The organism is Pseudomonas sp. TUM25319, from assembly GCF_056388475.1.
The window spans coordinates 2,380,699-2,397,143 of record NZ_CM150751.1 but is presented as its reverse complement, the minus strand read 5'-3'; the positions used below and the strand labels follow the sequence as shown (position 1 = coordinate 2,397,143).

Sequence of the window (16,445 nt, the reverse complement as noted above, 5' to 3'; positions counted from 1 at the left end):
TGGCGCTCTGGCGCACGGTTTAGGGGCGCTTTGTCCGATGAGTGAACCTGAATGTCGCAAACGGTTGCGTCAGATCAAACGGAAAGCTGCAAGCTCCAAGCCTCAAGCTGCAAGAAAAGGCGGAGCGCGGTGCTCTTGCTTCTAGTTGCAGCTTGCAGCTTGCAGCTTGAAGCTCAAACGAAAAAGGCCACCCGAAGGTGGCCTTTTCCTGCTACATCAGCGCAGAAGTCTTACTTCTTGACTTCCCAGCCGGTCAGCTCGGCCAGGGCCTTGCCGATGTCAGCCAGCGAACGCACGGTTTTGACACCGGCGTCTTGCAGGGCGGCGAACTTCTCGTCCGCGGTGCCTTTGCCGCCAGAGATGATGGCGCCAGCATGGCCCATGCGCTTGCCCGCTGGGGCAGTCACACCGGCAATGTAGGAAACCACTGGCTTGGTCACGTTGGCCTTGATGTAGGCAGCCGCTTCTTCTTCGGCCGAACCACCGATTTCGCCGATCATGACGATGGCTTCGGTTTTCGGGTCTTCCTGGAACAGCTTCAGGATGTCGATGAAGTTCGAGCCCGGGATCGGGTCACCGCCGATACCGACGCAGGTGGACTGACCGAAACCGGCGTCAGTGGTCTGCTTGACGGCTTCATAGGTCAGGGTGCCGGAACGGGAAACGATACCGACCTTGCCTGGCAGGTGGATGTGACCTGGCATGATGCCGATCTTGCACTCGCCCGGAGTGATGACGCCTGGGCAGTTAGGGCCGATCAGGGTAACACCCAGCTCGTCGCACTTGACCTTGGCATCCAGCATGTCGAGGGTAGGGATACCCTCGGTGATGCAGACGATCAGCTTGATGCCGCCGAAGGCCGCTTCCAGGATCGAGTCCTTGCAGAAAGGAGCCGGAACGTAGATGACCGAAGCGTCAGCGCCGGTAGCTTCCACGGCTTCCTTGACGGTGTTGAACACCGGCAGGCCCAGGTGGGTAGTGCCACCCTTGCCCGGAGTAACGCCGCCGACCATCTTGGTGCCGTAGGCGATGGCTTGTTCGGAGTGGAAAGTACCTTGCGAGCCGGTGAAGCCTTGGCAGATGACTTTGGTGTCTTTATTGATCAGGACGCTCATTACTTGCCCTCCGCAGCTTTGACAACTTGTTGAGCAGCGTCGGTCAGGCTGGTTGCCGCAATGATGTTCAAACCGCTTTCTGCCAGTACTTTAGCGCCCAGTTCGGCGTTGTTGCCCTCGAGGCGAACAACAACCGGTACTTTCACGCCGACTTCTTTCACAGCGCCGATGATGCCTTCGGCAATCATGTCGCAGCGAACGATGCCGCCGAAGATGTTGACCAGAACGGCCGCGACATTGCTGTCGGACAGAATGATCTTGAAGGCTTCGGTAACGCGCTCTTTGGTCGCGCCGCCGCCAACGTCCAGGAAGTTGGCCGGCTTGCCGCCGTGCAGGTTGACGATGTCCATGGTACCCATGGCCAGACCGGCACCGTTGACCATGCAGCCGATGTTGCCTTCGAGGGCAACGTAGTTCAGTTCGAACTTGGCAGCGTGGGCTTCACGGGCGTCGTCCTGGGACGGGTCGTGGAAGGTTTTCAGCTTCGGCTGACGGTACATGGCGTTGGCGTCGATGTTGATCTTGGCATCGAGGCAGTGCAGGTCGCCGTCGGCCTTGATCACCAGCGGGTTCACTTCCAGCAGGGCCAGGTCGTGATCCTTGAACAGCTTGGCCAGACCGACGAAGATCTTGGCGAACTGTTGAACTTGCTTGCCTTCCAGACCCAGCTGGAATGCCAGCTCGCGACCCTGGAACGGCTGAGCGCCGACCAGCGGGTCGATGGTAGCCTTGAGGATCTTCTCGGGAGTGTCGTGAGCGACTTTCTCGATGTCCACGCCACCTTCGGTGGAGGCCATGAACACGATGCGGCGGCTCGAACGATCGACCACAGCGCCCAGATACAGCTCTTTGGCGATGTCGGTGCAGGATTCGACCAGGATCTTGGAGACTGGTTGACCGTTGGCATCAGTCTGGTAGGTCACCAGATTCTTGCCCAACCACTGCGCAGCGAACGCCTTGGCGTCTTCCTTGCTGCGAACCAGCTTGACGCCGCCCGCTTTACCGCGACCACCAGCGTGGACCTGGGCCTTTACAACCCACTCGGTGCCACCGATCTTGTCGCAGGCTTCTGCTGCTGCTTCAGGGGTGTCGACTGCGAAACCCTTGGAAACTGGCAGGCCGTATTCAGCGAACAGCTGCTTACCCTGATACTCGTGAAGATTCATGCTTTTTACCGTCTTCGTTAGGTACTGCGCTTCGGCGCTGCGCCCCTGAGGGGTGCCGCGCCACCTGTGACCGCTTGCCCCCGGTATGCTCCGGGAGTTCGAGTCCGGCGGACTTTCCGCGGTGAGTCATGCACGCAAGACTCACGACGGGCCGACCGCCGTGGTTTTCTTATAGTTAACGCTTCTTACGGTTGGCTACGTGGATGGCACCGCCATTCACGGCCAGCGCGGCTTCATGCAGCGCTTCGGACAGGGTCGGATGGGAGAAGACCATCATGCCCAGGTCTTCGGCACTGGTGCCGAATTCCATTGCGATTGCGCCCTGCTGCACCAGTTCGGCGGCGCTTGGGCCAATCACGTGTACACCCAGTACGCGGTCGGTCTTGGCATCGGCGATGACCTTGACGAAACCACCGGTGTCGTTTGCTGCCATTGCACGGCCGCTGGCCGCGAACGGGAAGGTGCCCACGTTAACCTCAACGCCTTCGGCCTTCAAGGCTTGTTCGGTCTTGCCGACCCACGCGATTTCCGGGTGGGTGTAGATGACCGACGGGATCAGGTCGTAGTTCATCTGGGCTTTGTGGCCCTTGATGCGCTCGACAACCATGATGCCCTCTTCCGAGGCCTTGTGCGCCAGCATCATGCCACGAACCACGTCACCGATGGCGTAGACGCCCGGTACGCTGGTAGCGCAGTAGTCGTCGACGAAGACGAAACCACGCTCGTCGATGGTCACGCCGCTGTCGGCAGCCAGCAGATCAGTGGTCACCGGACGACGGCCGACCGCTACGATCAGCTTGTCGAAGGTGATTTTCTGTTCGCCGTTGGCGTCGGTGTAGGTCACTTCGACTTCATTGCCGTTGACCTTGGAGCCGGTGACGCGGGCGCCCAGCTTGATGTCCAGGCCCTGCTTGGTCAGGGTCTTCTGGGCTTCCTTGGAGACTGCGGTGTCGGCAGCCATCAGGAAGGTGTCCAGTGCTTCCAGAACGGTGACTTCGGCACCCAGGCGAGCCCAGACCGAACCCAGCTCCAGACCGATCACACCCGCACCGATAACGCCCAGGCGCTTCGGTACGGCCTGGAATTCCAGGGCGCCGGTGGAGTCGACGATGACGTTCTGGTCAACCGGAGCTGGCGGAATGTCGATCGGACGGGAGCCGGACGCCAGGATCACGTTTTCGGCTTCGATGATTTCGGTGGTGCCATCAGCCTTGGTGACTTCGACCTTCTTGCCAGCCAGCAGTTTGCCGTGGCCCTGGATCGAGGTAACGCCGTTGGCCTTGAACAGGGTGGCAACACCGCCGGTCAGGTTCTTGACGATGCCGGCCTTGCGGCCAACCATCGCGGCGACGTCCATCTTCACTTCGCCAGTGGAGATACCGTGGACGTTGAAGCTCTCTTTGGCTTCCTTGTACTTCCAGGAGCTGTCCAGCAGCGCCTTGGATGGAATGCAGCCAACGTTCAGGCAGGTGCCGCCCAGGGCCAGCTTGCCTTCGGCATCGGTGTATTTCTCGATGCAGGCGGTCGTGAAGCCCAGTTGCGCGGCCTTGATGGCGGCTACGTAGCCGCCAGGACCTGCACCAATTACTACTACGTCGAACTTCTGGCTCATAAAAGATTCCTTTATAGCTACAAGCAGCAAGCCACAAGCTACAAGACGCGGCTTCTCTTCGAAGCCGGCCACTTGTAGCTTGCAGCTGCGTGTTTAGATATCCAGCAGCAGGCGCGCCGGGTCTTCCAGCAGGTTCTTGATGGTCACCAGGAAAGTCACAGCTTCTTTACCGTCGATCAGACGGTGGTCGTAGGACAGCGCCAGATACATCATCGGACGGATAACGACCTGACCATTGATGGCCATAGGACGCTGGATGATGTTGTGCATGCCCAGGATAGCGGCTTGCGGCGGGTTGACGATCGGGGTCGACATCATCGAACCGAAAGTACCGCCGTTGGTGATGGTGAAGGTGCCGCCGGTCATCTCTTCGATGGACAGCTTGCCGTCACGGGCCTTCTTGCCGAAGGTGGCGATGCCGTTTTCGATCTCGGCCAGGCTCATCAGCTCGGCGTTGCGCAGTACCGGTACCACCAGGCCACGGTCGCTGGAAACGGCAACACCGACGTCCGAGTAGCCGTGGTAGACGATGTCGGAACCGTCGATCGAAGCGTTGACCGCCGGGAAGCGTTTCAGGGCTTCGGTAGCGGCTTTCACGAAGAACGACATGAAGCCCAGGCGCACGCCGTTGTGGGTCTTCTCGAACAGGTCCTTGTACTTCGAACGCAGAGCCATGACTTCGGTCATGTCGACTTCGTTGAAGGTGGTCAGCATGGCCATGTTCGACTGTGCTTCGACCAGACGTTCGGCAACCTTGGCACGCAGGCGGGTCATCGGAACGCGCTTCTCGGTGCGGTCGCCAGTGGCAACCACAGGAGCGGCGGCAGCAGGAGCGGCAGGCTTGGCAGCAGGTGCAGCGGCCGGAGCGGACTTCTTGGCGGCAACGGCAGCCACGACGTCTTCCTTGGTCACGCGACCACCCTTGCCGGTGCCGGCAACGCTGGCCAGGTCGATACCGTTCTCTTCAGCCAGCTTGCGCGCGGCTGGAGCGGCGATCGGGTCGTCTTCGCCAGCGTCGGCGGCAGCAGCAGCCTGGGCAGGCGCGGCAGCCGGAGCAGCGGCAGGCGCAGCAGCAACGCCGCCGGCCTCGATCGAACCCAGGACTTCGTCGGACAGAACGGTGTCACCTTCGTTCTTGACGATTGCGCCCAGCACGCCATCAGCGGTAGCCAGTACTTCCAGAACGACTTTGTCGGTCTCGATGTCGACGATCAGCTCGTCGCGCTTGACGGCTTCGCCCGGCTTCTTGTGCCAGGTGGCAACGGTGCCGTCGGCAACCGATTCCGGGAAGGTAGGGGCTTTGATCTCGATAGCCATTATCAGTGGTTCCTTAAATTCGGTTTCTGGTGCGCGAAGGCATTAAACGGTGAAGGCATCTTGCAGCAGTTTTTCCTGCTGCTCGGCGTGCATCGAAGCGTAACCACAGGCCGGAGCCGCAGAAGCATCACGACCGGCGTACTCAAGGACCAGTTCCTTGTTGTGGCGGCTCAGGATGCGACGCATGTGGTGCTGGCTGCTGTACCAGGCGCCCTGGTTCATCGGTTCTTCCTGACACCACACCACGTCTTTCAGTTCGGTGTATGGCGCGAGGATTTCGACCAGATCGTCTTCAGGGAACGGATACAGTTGCTCGATACGCACGATGGCGATGTCTTCACGACCTTCGGCACGGCGTTTTTCCAGCAGATCGTAGTAGACCTTGCCGCTGCACAGGACCAGGCGAGTGACCTTTTTCGGATCGAGGGTATCGATTTCCGGGATCACGGTCTGGAACGAGCCTTCGGCCAGTTCTTCCAGGGTCGAGATGGCCAGCTTGTGGCGCAGCAGCGACTTCGGTGTCAGCACGATCAGCGGTTTGCGCAGCGGACGAATCACCTGACGACGCAGCAGATGGTAGATCTGGGCCGGGGTGGTCGGGACGCAAACCTGGACGTTGTGCTCGGCACACAGTTGCAGGTAACGCTCAAGACGTGCCGAAGAGTGCTCAGGGCCCTGACCTTCATAGCCGTGTGGCAGCAGCATGGTCAGGCCGCACAGACGGCCCCACTTGTGCTCGCCGCTGGTGATGAACTGGTCGACGACCACTTGCGCGCCGTTGGCGAAGTCACCGAACTGGGCTTCCCAGATCACCAGCGCGTTAGGCGTGGTGGTCGAGTAGCCGTATTCGAAGGCCAGAACGGCCTCTTCCGAGAGGAAGGAGTCGTACAGGTCGAACTTCGGCTGGCCGGCAAACAGGTTCTGCAGTGGCAGGTAGGTGCTGGCGTCCTTCTGGTTGTGCAGCGCCGCATGGCGGTGCGAGAAGGTACCGCGGCCTACGTCCTGGCCGGTGATACGGACTGGGTGACCTTCGAACAGCAGGGTCGCGTAGGCCATGGTTTCGGCGTAGCCCCAGTTGATCGGCAAGCCACCGGCCTGCATCTTCTGGCGGTCTTCGTAGATCTTCGAAACCTGGCGCTGGACCAGGAAGCCTTCAGGCAGTTCGAGCAGCTTGGCCGACAGTTCCTGCAGGGTCTTGAGGTCGAAGCGGGTGTCGTGACGCGCGGTCCAGGCGTGACCCAGGTAGGGGCGCCAGTCGACGAAGAGTTCCTTGTTCGGCTCCTTGACCAGGCTCTTGACCACATGCAGGCCGTTATCCAGCGCACTGCGGTACTCGTCTACCTTGGCCTGGACGCGATCGGCGTCGAGGCGACCCGCCTGGATCAGGCTGTCGGCATAGAGTTCGCGAGTGGTGCGCTGCTTGGCGATCTGCTGGTACATCAGCGGCTGGGTGCCGTTCGGCTCGTCGGCCTCGTTGTGGCCGCGGCGACGGTAGCAGACCAGGTCGATGACCACGTCACGCTTGAACTGCATGCGGTAGTCGACCGCCAGCTGGGTCACGAACAGTACCGCTTCCGGATCGTCGCCGTTCACGTGCAGGATCGGCGCCTGGATCATCTTGGCGACGTCGGTGCAGTACTCGGTGGAACGGGAGTCCAGCGGGTTGCTGATGGTGAAACCAACCTGGTTGTTGATCACGATGTGCACGGTGCCGCCGGTCTTGAAACCGCGGGTCTGCGACATCTGGAAGGTTTCCATGACCACGCCCTGACCCGCGAATGCGGCATCACCGTGGATGGAGATCGGCAGAACCTTGTCGCCAACGGTGTCGTTGCGGCGATCCTGACGGGCGCGAACCGAACCTTCCACCACTGGCGAGACGATTTCCAGGTGGGAGGGGTTGAACGCCATGGCCAGGTGAACTTCGCCACCGGCAGTCATCACGTTGGAAGAGAAGCCCTGGTGATACTTCACGTCACCGGAACCCAGCTCGACCTTCTTCTTGCCTTCGAACTCGTCGAACAGCTCGCGCGGGTTCTTGCCGAAGGTGTTGACCAGCACGTTCAGGCGGCCGCGGTGGGCCATGCCGATCACGACTTCCTTGGTGCCGTAGGAGCCGGAGCGCTGGATCATTTCGTCCAGCATCGGGATCAGGCTCTCGCCACCTTCCAGGCCGAAACGCTTGGTGCCCGGGTACTTGGTGCCCAGGTACTTCTCCAGGCCTTCTGCGGCAGTAACGCGCTCGAGCAGGTGGCTCTGGATGTCGGCGGAGAACGACGGACGGCCACGCACGCTTTCGAGACGCTGCTGGAACCAGCTGCGCTGCTCGGTATCGACGATGTGGGTGAACTCGGCGCCGATGGTGCGACAATATGTCTGCTGCAAAGCGTCGAAGATTTCGCGTAGGCTCGCTTCCTCTTTGCCGATGAACAGGTCGCCGGCACGGAAGGTCGTATCAAGATCGGCGTTGGTCAGGCCGTAATGATTGATCGACAGGTCTACTGGCGCAGGGCGCTGCCACAACCCCAGGGGGTCGAGCTTCGCGGCTTGGTGGCCGCGCATACGGTAGGCCTGGATCAGTCGCAGCACTTCAACCTGCTTCTTCTCGTGTTCGCTGCTCACGCTTCCGGCGGAAACCGGCTGGGCGCGGCGCTGGTTCTTCGCCAGCAGTACGAAATGGTCGCGGATCGTCGAGTGCGATACATCGGTAGCAGTGCTGCCTTCTGCGGGCAACTTCTGGAAGTAGGTGCGCCACTCTTCTGGCACAGCGTTAGGGTCGTGCAGGTAGAGCTCGTAGAGCTCTTCCACATATGCAGCGTTACCACCTGACAGGTGGGCGCTGTTCCACATGCGCTGCATCACGCTTTCTTGCATGCTTGGTCACCCTCGGTTAGGGGCCTCGATCAACAGAACCACGTCAAGCCTGGAGTCATCTCACCAAAACCAGGTCTGCCAGGATCCCGCGGATTTACCGGGTACCAGCCCGGATGCCCCTGCTGGTCTCATATCTTCATAGGTAAAAGCTCGGGCTTTTGACCCTCGCTCGGGTTTCACCTCGGTGCGGGCAAGGGCCCGCACCTTGGCGTACTGCAGGTACAACACTTTTTGAATCAGGTACCGCTTTGCAGCAGCATGTTACGTACGTGACCGATTGCCTTGGTCGGGTTCAGACCTTTCGGGCAAACGTTCACGCAGTTCATGATCCCGCGGCAGCGGAATACGCTGAACGGGTCGTCCAGGGAAGCCAGACGCTCCTGGGTCTTGGTGTCACGGCTGTCGGCCAGGAAACGGTAGGCCTGCAGCAGCGCAGCTGGACCAAGGAACTTGTCAGGGTTCCACCAGAAGGACGGGCAGGAGGTCGAGCAGCAAGCGCACAGGATGCACTCGTACAGACCGTCCAGCTTGTCACGCTCTTCCGGCGACTGCAGACGCTCGATGGCCGGAGCCGGCGTATCGTTCTGCAGGAATGGCTTCACCTTCTCGTACTGCTTGTAGAAGATGCTCATGTCGACGACCAGGTCACGGATAACCGGCAAACCAGGCAGCGGACGGACCACCAACTTGTTACCTTTTACGACAGAGGACAGCGGCGTGATGCACGCCAGGCCGTTCTTGCCGTTGATGTTCATGCCGTCGGAACCGCAAACGCCTTCACGGCAGGAGCGACGGTAGGAGAAACCTTCGTCCTGCTCCTTGATCAGTGCCAGCACGTCCAGAACCATCAGGTCCTTGCCACCGGTGTCGACCTGGAACACCTGGGTCTTAGGCGCCGAGTCGGAATCCGGGTTGTAACGATAAACTTCGACTTGCAACATAGCGGCCACCCTTAGTAAGTCCGGACTTTTGGTTCGAACGCCGGTACGGTCTTCGGCGCGAAGTTGACTGCACGTTTGGCAACCCGCTTCTCACCTGGGAAGTACAGGGTGTGGCACAGCCAGTTTTCGTCGTCACGGTCTTCGTAGTCTTCACGGGCGTGGGCGCCGCGGGACTCTTTACGAACTTCGGCCGCGATGGCGGTAGCTTCAGCGACTTCCAGCAGGTTCTGCAGCTCCAGCGCTTCGATACGCGCGGTGTTGAAGGCCTGGGACTTGTCGTTGATCTTGACGTTGGCGATACGCTCGCGCAGATCGGCCAGCTGGGCGATACCTTTCTGCATGTATTCGCCGGTACGGAACACACCGAAGTAGTTCTGCATGCAGCTCTGCAGCTCGCGCTTCAGGCTGGCAACGTCTTCACCGGTGGTGCGCTCGTTGAGCTTGTTCAGACGATTCAGGGCGACTTCGACGTCGGTGTCGCTGGCGTCGCGGTATTCGATACCGTCGGTCAGCGCTTTTTCCAGGTGCAGGCCGGCGGCGCGGCCGAAGACCACCAGGTCGAGCAGCGAGTTGCCACCCAGACGGTTGGCACCGTGGACCGATACGCACGCCACTTCACCTACGGCGAACAGACCCGGGATGATCTGGTCCTGACCGTTGGCGTCCTGGGTGATGGCCTGGCCATGAATGTTGGTGGCAACGCCGCCCATCATGTAGTGGCAGGTTGGAACGACCGGAACCGGCGCGACGACAGGGTCGACGTGGGCGAAGGTCTTGGACAGTTCGCAGATGCCTGGCAGACGGCTGTGCAGAACTTCTTCACCGAGGTGATCGAGCTTCAGCATCACGTGGTCGCCATTCGGGCCACAGCCGTTGCCGGCGATGATTTCCTTGACCATGGAGCGCGCGACGACGTCACGACCTGCAAGGTCCTTGGCGTTCGGAGCATAACGCTCCATGAAACGCTCGCCGTGCTTGTTGATCAGGTAACCACCTTCACCGCGGCAACCTTCGGTGACCAGTACACCTGCGCCGGCGATACCGGTTGGGTGGAACTGCCACATTTCGATGTCTTGCACCGGAACGCCAGCACGCAGCGCCATGCCAACGCCGTCACCGGTGTTGATCAGGGCGTTGGTGGTCGACGAGTAGATGCGACCTGCACCGCCAGTGGCCAGTACAGTTGCCTTCGAACGGATGTACTGGGTTTCGCCGGTTTCGATGCAGATGGCGATCACACCGACGAACGCGCCGTCCTGGTTCTTCACCAGGTCAACGGCGTAGTACTCGTTCAGGAAGGTGGTGCCCGCTTTCAGGTTGCCCTGGTAGAGGGTGTGCAGCAGTGCGTGACCGGTACGGTCGGAAGCGGCGCAGGTACGTGCAGCCTGGCCACCCTTGCCGAAGTCCTTGGACTGGCCACCGAACGGACGCTGGTAGATACGGCCGGTTTCGGTACGGGAGAACGGCAGGCCCATGTGGTCCAGTTCGAAGACTGCAGCCGGACCTTCCTGACACATATATTCGATAGCGTCCTGGTCACCGATGTAGTCGGAACCCTTGACGGTATCGTACATGTGCCAGCGCCAGTCATCGTTCGGGTCGGCCGAAGCGATGGCGCAGGTGATGCCACCCTGGGCCGATACAGTGTGCGAACGGGTCGGGAAGACCTTGGTGATCACTGCGGTCTTGTGGCCGCCTTGAGCCAGCTGCAGCGCAGCGCGCATGCCGGCACCGCCACCACCAACAATGATGGCGTCGAAAGAAATCGTTGGAATGATAGCCATGAATCAGATACCCCAGAGAATCTGCACACCCCAGACGAAGTACGCGAACATCGCGACACCACATACCGCCTGGAACAGGAAGCGAATCGCAGTCGCCGATTTACCGAACGCCATCGGGGTCAGGTAGTCGGTTGCAATGGTCCACATGCCGACCCAGGCGTGAGCGCCCAGGGCAACCAGTGCCAGCAGACTGAAGATACGCATCGCGTTGTTGGAGAACAGAGCGTGCCACTGGGCATATTCGATGCCAGGGTGCGCCACCAGGTAGCCGATCAGGAAAATGAAGTAAGCCGCGAGAACGACCGCAGAAACGCGCTGCGCCATCCAGTCATAGAGGCCCGAACGCGACAGGTTCGTGACATTGGTTACCATATCCAAACTCCCGCCAGAACGATCACCACCACGGAGATGACGATGACAATTTTCGAGCCCAGTTTGCCGCCTTCCAGCGTCTCACCGATGCCCATGTCCATGATCAGATGGCGCACACCGGCCACCAGGTGATACAGCAAGGCGGACAGCAGAGCCCAGAACACGAACTTGGCCAGCGGACTGGTCAGACACGCCTTCACCTCACCAAAGCCTTCCTCCGAACCCAGGGATTTGCCCAATGCATAAAGCATGATGGCCAGGCCCAGGAACAGGATGACGCCGGAGATGCGGTGGAGAATGGACGTGTAAGCGGTGATCGGGAGTTTGATGGTCCTTAGGTCTAGGTTTACAGGTCGTTGGCTTTTCACGGCTTTTTTCACACTGAAGAGCCCCTAGCAAGCAGGGCAAAGTTGTTGGTAAGTGTACTGGTCAGGTACCCACCACCCAGGGAGCGGCGACCCCCAGTGAGACGGGCTTGATAGCCCCTGGCGGTCGGGTGCCGAGTATAGACAGTTAGGCTACTAATGACAACGTGAAGGGCTAGCCCAAATAGCGCATTGCCTTTACCGAACAAAAGGCGTAAATGGGCGGCATTTTCGAGGAAAAACAGTGCCTAAACCCCATTACAACCGTGCTTTAGGCAAATTGACATTCGAATTTATCTCACTATAGTGGTGCGGGCCCTGCGTGGGGGGTCTGTCAGATGATTTCAAGCATTAATAGGAGGCCACATGGCTGACAAAAAAGCGCAGTTGGTCATCGAGGGCGCAGCCCCCGTCGAGCTGCCCATTTTAACCGGCACCGTTGGTCCAGATGTTATCGACGTCAGAGGGTTGGGGGCCACGGGTCACTTCACTTTCGACCCTGGTTTCATGGCGACCGCATCCTGCGAGTCGAAGATCACCTACATCGATGGCGACAAGGGCATCCTGCTGCATCGCGGCTACCCTATCGAACAGCTCGCCGAGCAATCCGACTACCTCGAAACCTGCTACCTGCTGCTCAATGGCGAACTGCCTAACGCCGAGCAGAAGGCCCAGTTCGTCAGCACCGTGAAGAACCACACCATGGTGCACGAGCAGTTGAAGTCCTTCTTCAACGGCTTCCGCCGCGACGCCCACCCGATGGCCGTCATGTGCGGTGTGGTTGGCGCCCTGTCGGCGTTCTACCACGACTCGCTGGACATCAATAACCCGCAGCACCGGGAAATCTCCGCCGTTCGCCTGGTCGCCAAGATGCCGACCCTGGCCGCGATGGTCTACAAGTACTCCATGGGCCAGCCCATGATGTACCCGCGCAACGACCTGTCGTATGCCGAGAACTTCCTGCACATGATGTTCAACACCCCGTGCGAGATCAAACCGATCAGCCCGGTACTGGCCAAGGCAATGGACCGGATCTTCATCCTCCATGCCGACCACGAGCAGAACGCTTCCACCTCCACCGTGCGCCTGGCCGGCTCTTCGGGCGCCAACCCGTTCGCCTGTATCGCCGCCGGTATCGCCGCACTGTGGGGCCCTGCCCACGGCGGTGCGAACGAAGCCGTACTGACCATGCTGGATGAAATCGGCGATGTCTCGAACATCGACAAGTTCATCGCCAAGGCCAAGGACAAGAACGATCCGTTCAAGCTCATGGGCTTCGGTCACCGCGTCTACAAGAACCGCGACCCGCGCGCCACCGTGATGAAGCAGACCTGCGACGAAGTCCTGCGCGAGCTGGGCATCACCAACGATCCGCAGCTCGAACTGGCCATGCGCCTGGAAGAGATCGCCCTGACCGATCCTTACTTCATCGAGCGCTCGCTGTACCCGAACGTCGACTTCTACTCGGGCATCATCCTGAAGGCAATCGGCATTCCAACCAGCATGTTCACCGTGATCTTCGCCCTGGCACGTACCGTCGGCTGGATCTCCCACTGGAAAGAAATGCTGTCCAGCCCTTACAAGATCGGCCGCCCTCGCCAGCTCTACACTGGCTACGAGTCCCGCGACCTGGTCAAGCTGGAAGACCGCAAGTAAGCTTCGGCCCAACGCAAAAAAGGCTGCCCTCGGGCAGCCTTTTTTATTGCACTCGAAAATTACAGTTATCGAAATGTCTTAGCCCCTCGAAACTGTACTCCTCTCTTCAAGGGCGCTCGGCCCTCTCCTTCAACGCCTTGAGCGTGTTGAACGGCGCTTCGACCACGAATTTGTTGGCCAACCAGGAGGGAACACTGCCACCCGGGTTGGTATGCAACTGGTAGGTCACCTCAGTGGCATCACCCTTGGGCACCAGCTTCCAATAGCCCTTGGCCTCCGTCACCCGAACGAAGCCCTTCTCTTCCGGCTGATAGGTTGGCGCAGCTTCGATAGTGCGAGTCACGCCTCCATCTTCGCCCTGGATCGTCGTGACATGCAGGACGGAATCCCGTGCGGTGACGGGCCACGGGGTATTGAACTGGGCATAGGTCCAGCTCTGATCCCCCTCATGCTTGAGCAGTTTCTGGGATTTGCATTCGTGGATCCAGGCACAGGAACCGGCAACGTCCTCCTGCAGAGCGCGAATTTTCGCCACTGGCGCCTTGATCATCGCGACACCACGGTAAGCCTTGTACTGGGAGCCCGCCACTTCACTGAGGGACACCTTGATCCCGTCCTCATCCTTGGCCACCTTCCAGTCCTCGGCCATTGCCAGTGAAGGCAGCGATGCCAGACCCACGATTACTGCTACACGCTTGAATGATCTCATCCGGTTGTTTTCCTTATTGGTCGAAGATCCAGCATTCAGGCTGCAGTCATTTGCTCCCACCAGCCGATGATTCTGATCGCCTCATCACGATCGCTGCCGCACACCTCGATATCAGCCTTGAAACCGGAACACACCGCCGGACGCTCCGGCTTGCCGAACAGATTGCACAGGTTGATGGCAGAGAGATGGACACAGCGCTCGCCGGCCGGCTTGCCATCAGGCATGCCGGGAATGAACGAGCTGATCGACGGGGCTATGCAACAGGCGCCACAGCCTTCGCGACATTTCATGACAGGTGAGACCTCGGGCAGTACAAATGATGCAGATAGAAGGGATAGTAACGACTAAAACAAGCGTTTGAAATTGTCGAGTCGATGAAATATCGCTGACCGAGCGGTTCTCGTTTCGCGGCTACTGCTTGAATTCGAAATCGATGGCTGCGCCTTCGATCTCCTGCTGGCGCATGTCGTTGCGCAGTTGCAACTGCATTTCGTTGCTGAGCAACCGGCCATTGAGCTGAAACGGACTGTCACTCTGCGGACGCTCACCGAACATGGCCGGCAGCAACGGCTTGCGCACCTCGGCCTCGATCTGCTCGACCGGTTTCATTTCACCGACCACATCGGGGGGCAGGGTCAGGTCGAGCCTTGCCTTGGGCAACGGCGCCGCTATGGCATCCGCCTTCTTGCGGCTGGCCGACTTGCTGGCTCTGGCAGACTGTTTTTTTGCGGCAACCGGCTTAGACTTGGCTGGCGGCCTGGCTTTGGCGGGCGTTTTCGCAGGTGCTTTCTTCTCGTTTGCGGCGCTGGCCTTGACCTGCGGCTTTGCTTCAGCCAGCAGCACAGGAGCCGGCAGCGAGGCAGCCAGTACTGGCGCACTCAGCGGCAAGGCTGCCAACCCGAGCAATACCCATCCAGCACAACGCAATCGAGTCATAGGCAACAACAGACACTCCGGGAAAGTCGCTATGCTCCCTGTTCCCACCACCGCTGACAAGCCCGACGATCACAGATAGCCATTAGTGGCAGTCTCCTGGCACAGCTGATTGGCCAGCATCCCCAGTGTCATCAGCGCTCTTTCCGCCTCACGATTCCAGGGAATGCCGCAGTTGAGGCGAATGCAGTGGTTGAACTGTTCGGTGTTACTGAAGATCAACCCCGGCGCAATACTGATCCCCTGCTGCAGCGCCCGCACATGCAATTCCTGAGTATTGACCCGCCCCGGCAGGCTGACCCACAGAATGAAGCCGCCGGTCGGACGGGTCATTTGCGTACCTTCCGGGAAATACTGCTGCACCGCCAACTGATAGGCGCTGAGATTCTTGCGGTACTCCTGACGGATGAACCGCAAGTGCCGATCGTAACCGCCGTTTTCCAGGTAAGCCGCCACGCCCATCTGCGTGACACTGCAAGCCGAATGGGTACTGAACGTCTGCAGCCGCTGCAATTCCTGCTGGTACTTGCCCGCGATCATCCAGCCAATCCTCACCCCGGGAGACAGGGTTTTCGAGAAACTCGAGCAATAGATCACCCGATCCAGCCGGTCGAACGCCTTGAGCGACTTGCTCTTGCCTTGCTCGAACATCAGCTCGCCGTAGATATCGTCCTCGATGATCTGGATATTGAAGTCCGATGCCAGTCGCAACAGCTGCTTCTGGCGTTCTTCGGGAATGGTGCCGCCCAGCGGATTGCTCAACCGCGCCGTAAGCACCAGCGCCTTGATCGACCACTGGTTGGCCGCCAGTTGCAGCGCCTCCAGACTGATACCGGTGGAGGGATCACTGGGGATCTCGATGACCTTCAAGCCCAGCAGATCGGCCAACTGCAGCAAGCCATAGTAGGTCGGCGACTCTGCTGCGATCAGATCGCCAGGGCGCGTCAGCACCCGCAATGACATTTGCAGCGCATCGACACAGCCATGGGTGACCACGATCTCCGAAGGATCGACGATGACCCCGGCATCGCGCATGCGGATCGCGATCTGCCGACGCAGAGGCTCGAAGCCGGGGCTGAACATATAGCTGAATGCGCGGGGACTCTGGAACCGGGTGACCTTGGCCAGTTGCTGGTGCAGCGCCCGAACCGGCAGATAATCCACATGGGGTACCGCCGCCCCCAGCGGAAATACCCCGTCACGGCGCGCTTCGGCCAGCACCTGCTGGATGATGCTGGCCCGGGTGACCAGACCTGGCCGCTCCACCCGGGCGATATCGGGTGTAGAGGCGGTCAGTGCAGGCGTCTGGTGGACGTAGTAACCCGATTGCGGACGGGCGCGGATCAGCCCCTGGTCCTCGAGATTGGCGTAGGCCTGCAGAACCGTCGCGTGGCTGACATTCAGCTGCGAGCTCATCTTGCGCACCGAGGGAACCCGCTCGCCCGGCTGATAGACGCCGCGCCGGATGTCTTCGGCCAACTGGTGAGCGATACGCTGATAGAGCAACAGGTTGGTCATGATCCTACTCTCGACACGCGGGCAAACGGGTTATTGTTGTTCAGGCCACACAGAATACCGTAACAGTTGCCAAGTGTACTGGG

Annotated in this window: 14 protein-coding genes; 1 reads left to right on the top strand and 13 read right to left on the bottom strand. The window is 59.9% G+C overall.

Going from position 1 to position 16,445, the window contains the following annotated elements:
* Positions 1-230: 230 nt before the first annotated feature.
* From sucD to sdhC, 9 genes are all read right to left on the bottom strand, one after another.
* On the bottom strand, positions 231-1,115 hold the full coding sequence (gene sucD, locus AC05QJ_RS11315) for a succinate--CoA ligase subunit alpha (protein WP_004376004.1): 885 nt from the start codon (positions 1,113-1,115) through the stop codon (positions 231-233).
* Positions 1,115-2,281, bottom strand: a complete 1,167-nt coding sequence (gene sucC, locus AC05QJ_RS11310) for an ADP-forming succinate--CoA ligase subunit beta (protein ID WP_009396303.1) — start codon at positions 2,279-2,281, stop codon at positions 1,115-1,117. The genes sucD and sucC overlap by 1 nt, the downstream gene beginning before the upstream one ends.
* 175 nt (positions 2,282-2,456) lie before the next feature.
* A complete protein-coding gene (gene lpdA, locus AC05QJ_RS11305; protein WP_476746937.1) occupies positions 2,457-3,893 on the bottom strand; it encodes a dihydrolipoyl dehydrogenase in 1,437 nt (478 codons plus the stop codon).
* 93 nt (positions 3,894-3,986) lie between these two features.
* Positions 3,987-5,210, bottom strand: a complete 1,224-nt coding sequence (gene odhB / locus AC05QJ_RS11300; protein WP_476746936.1) for a 2-oxoglutarate dehydrogenase complex dihydrolipoyllysine-residue succinyltransferase — start codon at positions 5,208-5,210, stop codon at positions 3,987-3,989.
* A gap of 42 nt (positions 5,211-5,252) precedes the next feature.
* On the bottom strand, positions 5,253-8,084 hold the full coding sequence (locus AC05QJ_RS11295; RefSeq protein ID WP_476746935.1) for a 2-oxoglutarate dehydrogenase E1 component: 2,832 nt from the start codon (positions 8,082-8,084) through the stop codon (positions 5,253-5,255).
* Between the two features lie 236 nt (positions 8,085-8,320).
* On the bottom strand, positions 8,321-9,025 hold the full coding sequence (locus tag AC05QJ_RS11290) for a succinate dehydrogenase iron-sulfur subunit (protein WP_476746934.1): 705 nt from the start codon (positions 9,023-9,025) through the stop codon (positions 8,321-8,323).
* An 11-nt stretch (positions 9,026-9,036) separates the two neighbouring features.
* On the bottom strand, positions 9,037-10,809 hold the full coding sequence (gene sdhA / locus AC05QJ_RS11285; RefSeq protein ID WP_476746933.1) for a succinate dehydrogenase flavoprotein subunit: 1,773 nt from the start codon (positions 10,807-10,809) through the stop codon (positions 9,037-9,039).
* Positions 10,810-10,812: 3 nt separating this feature from the next.
* Positions 10,813-11,181, bottom strand: coding sequence for a succinate dehydrogenase, hydrophobic membrane anchor protein (gene sdhD, locus AC05QJ_RS11280; RefSeq protein WP_009396297.1), 369 nt, complete (start codon positions 11,179-11,181; stop codon positions 10,813-10,815).
* Positions 11,175-11,561 carry a succinate dehydrogenase, cytochrome b556 subunit gene (sdhC, locus tag AC05QJ_RS11275; RefSeq protein ID WP_170394861.1) on the bottom strand — a complete coding sequence of 129 codons (387 nt, stop codon included), beginning with the start codon at positions 11,559-11,561 and terminating at the stop codon, positions 11,175-11,177. Before sdhC ends, sdhD begins: the two co-directional genes overlap by 7 nt.
* A 351-nt stretch (positions 11,562-11,912) precedes the next feature.
* Between sdhC and gltA the strand changes: the two genes are divergently transcribed.
* Complete coding sequence (gene gltA / locus AC05QJ_RS11270; protein WP_009396293.1) at positions 11,913-13,202, top strand: citrate synthase; 1,290 nt, start codon at positions 11,913-11,915, stop codon at positions 13,200-13,202.
* Between the two features lie 106 nt (positions 13,203-13,308).
* Here gltA and AC05QJ_RS11265 read toward each other — a convergent pair whose 3' ends face one another.
* From AC05QJ_RS11265 to AC05QJ_RS11250, 4 genes are all read right to left on the bottom strand, one after another.
* A complete protein-coding gene (locus AC05QJ_RS11265) occupies positions 13,309-13,911 on the bottom strand; it encodes an START domain-containing protein (RefSeq protein WP_476746932.1) in 603 nt (200 codons plus the stop codon).
* 35 nt (positions 13,912-13,946) lie between these two features.
* On the bottom strand, positions 13,947-14,201 hold the full coding sequence (locus AC05QJ_RS11260) for a YkgJ family cysteine cluster protein (protein ID WP_476746931.1): 255 nt from the start codon (positions 14,199-14,201) through the stop codon (positions 13,947-13,949).
* A gap of 121 nt (positions 14,202-14,322) precedes the next feature.
* A complete protein-coding gene (locus AC05QJ_RS11255) occupies positions 14,323-14,847 on the bottom strand; it encodes a translation initiation factor 2 (RefSeq protein WP_476747912.1) in 525 nt (174 codons plus the stop codon).
* 69 nt (positions 14,848-14,916) lie between these two features.
* Complete coding sequence (locus AC05QJ_RS11250; protein WP_476746930.1) at positions 14,917-16,362, bottom strand: aminotransferase-like domain-containing protein; 1,446 nt, start codon at positions 16,360-16,362, stop codon at positions 14,917-14,919.
* Between the last annotated feature and the right edge of the window lie 83 nt (positions 16,363-16,445).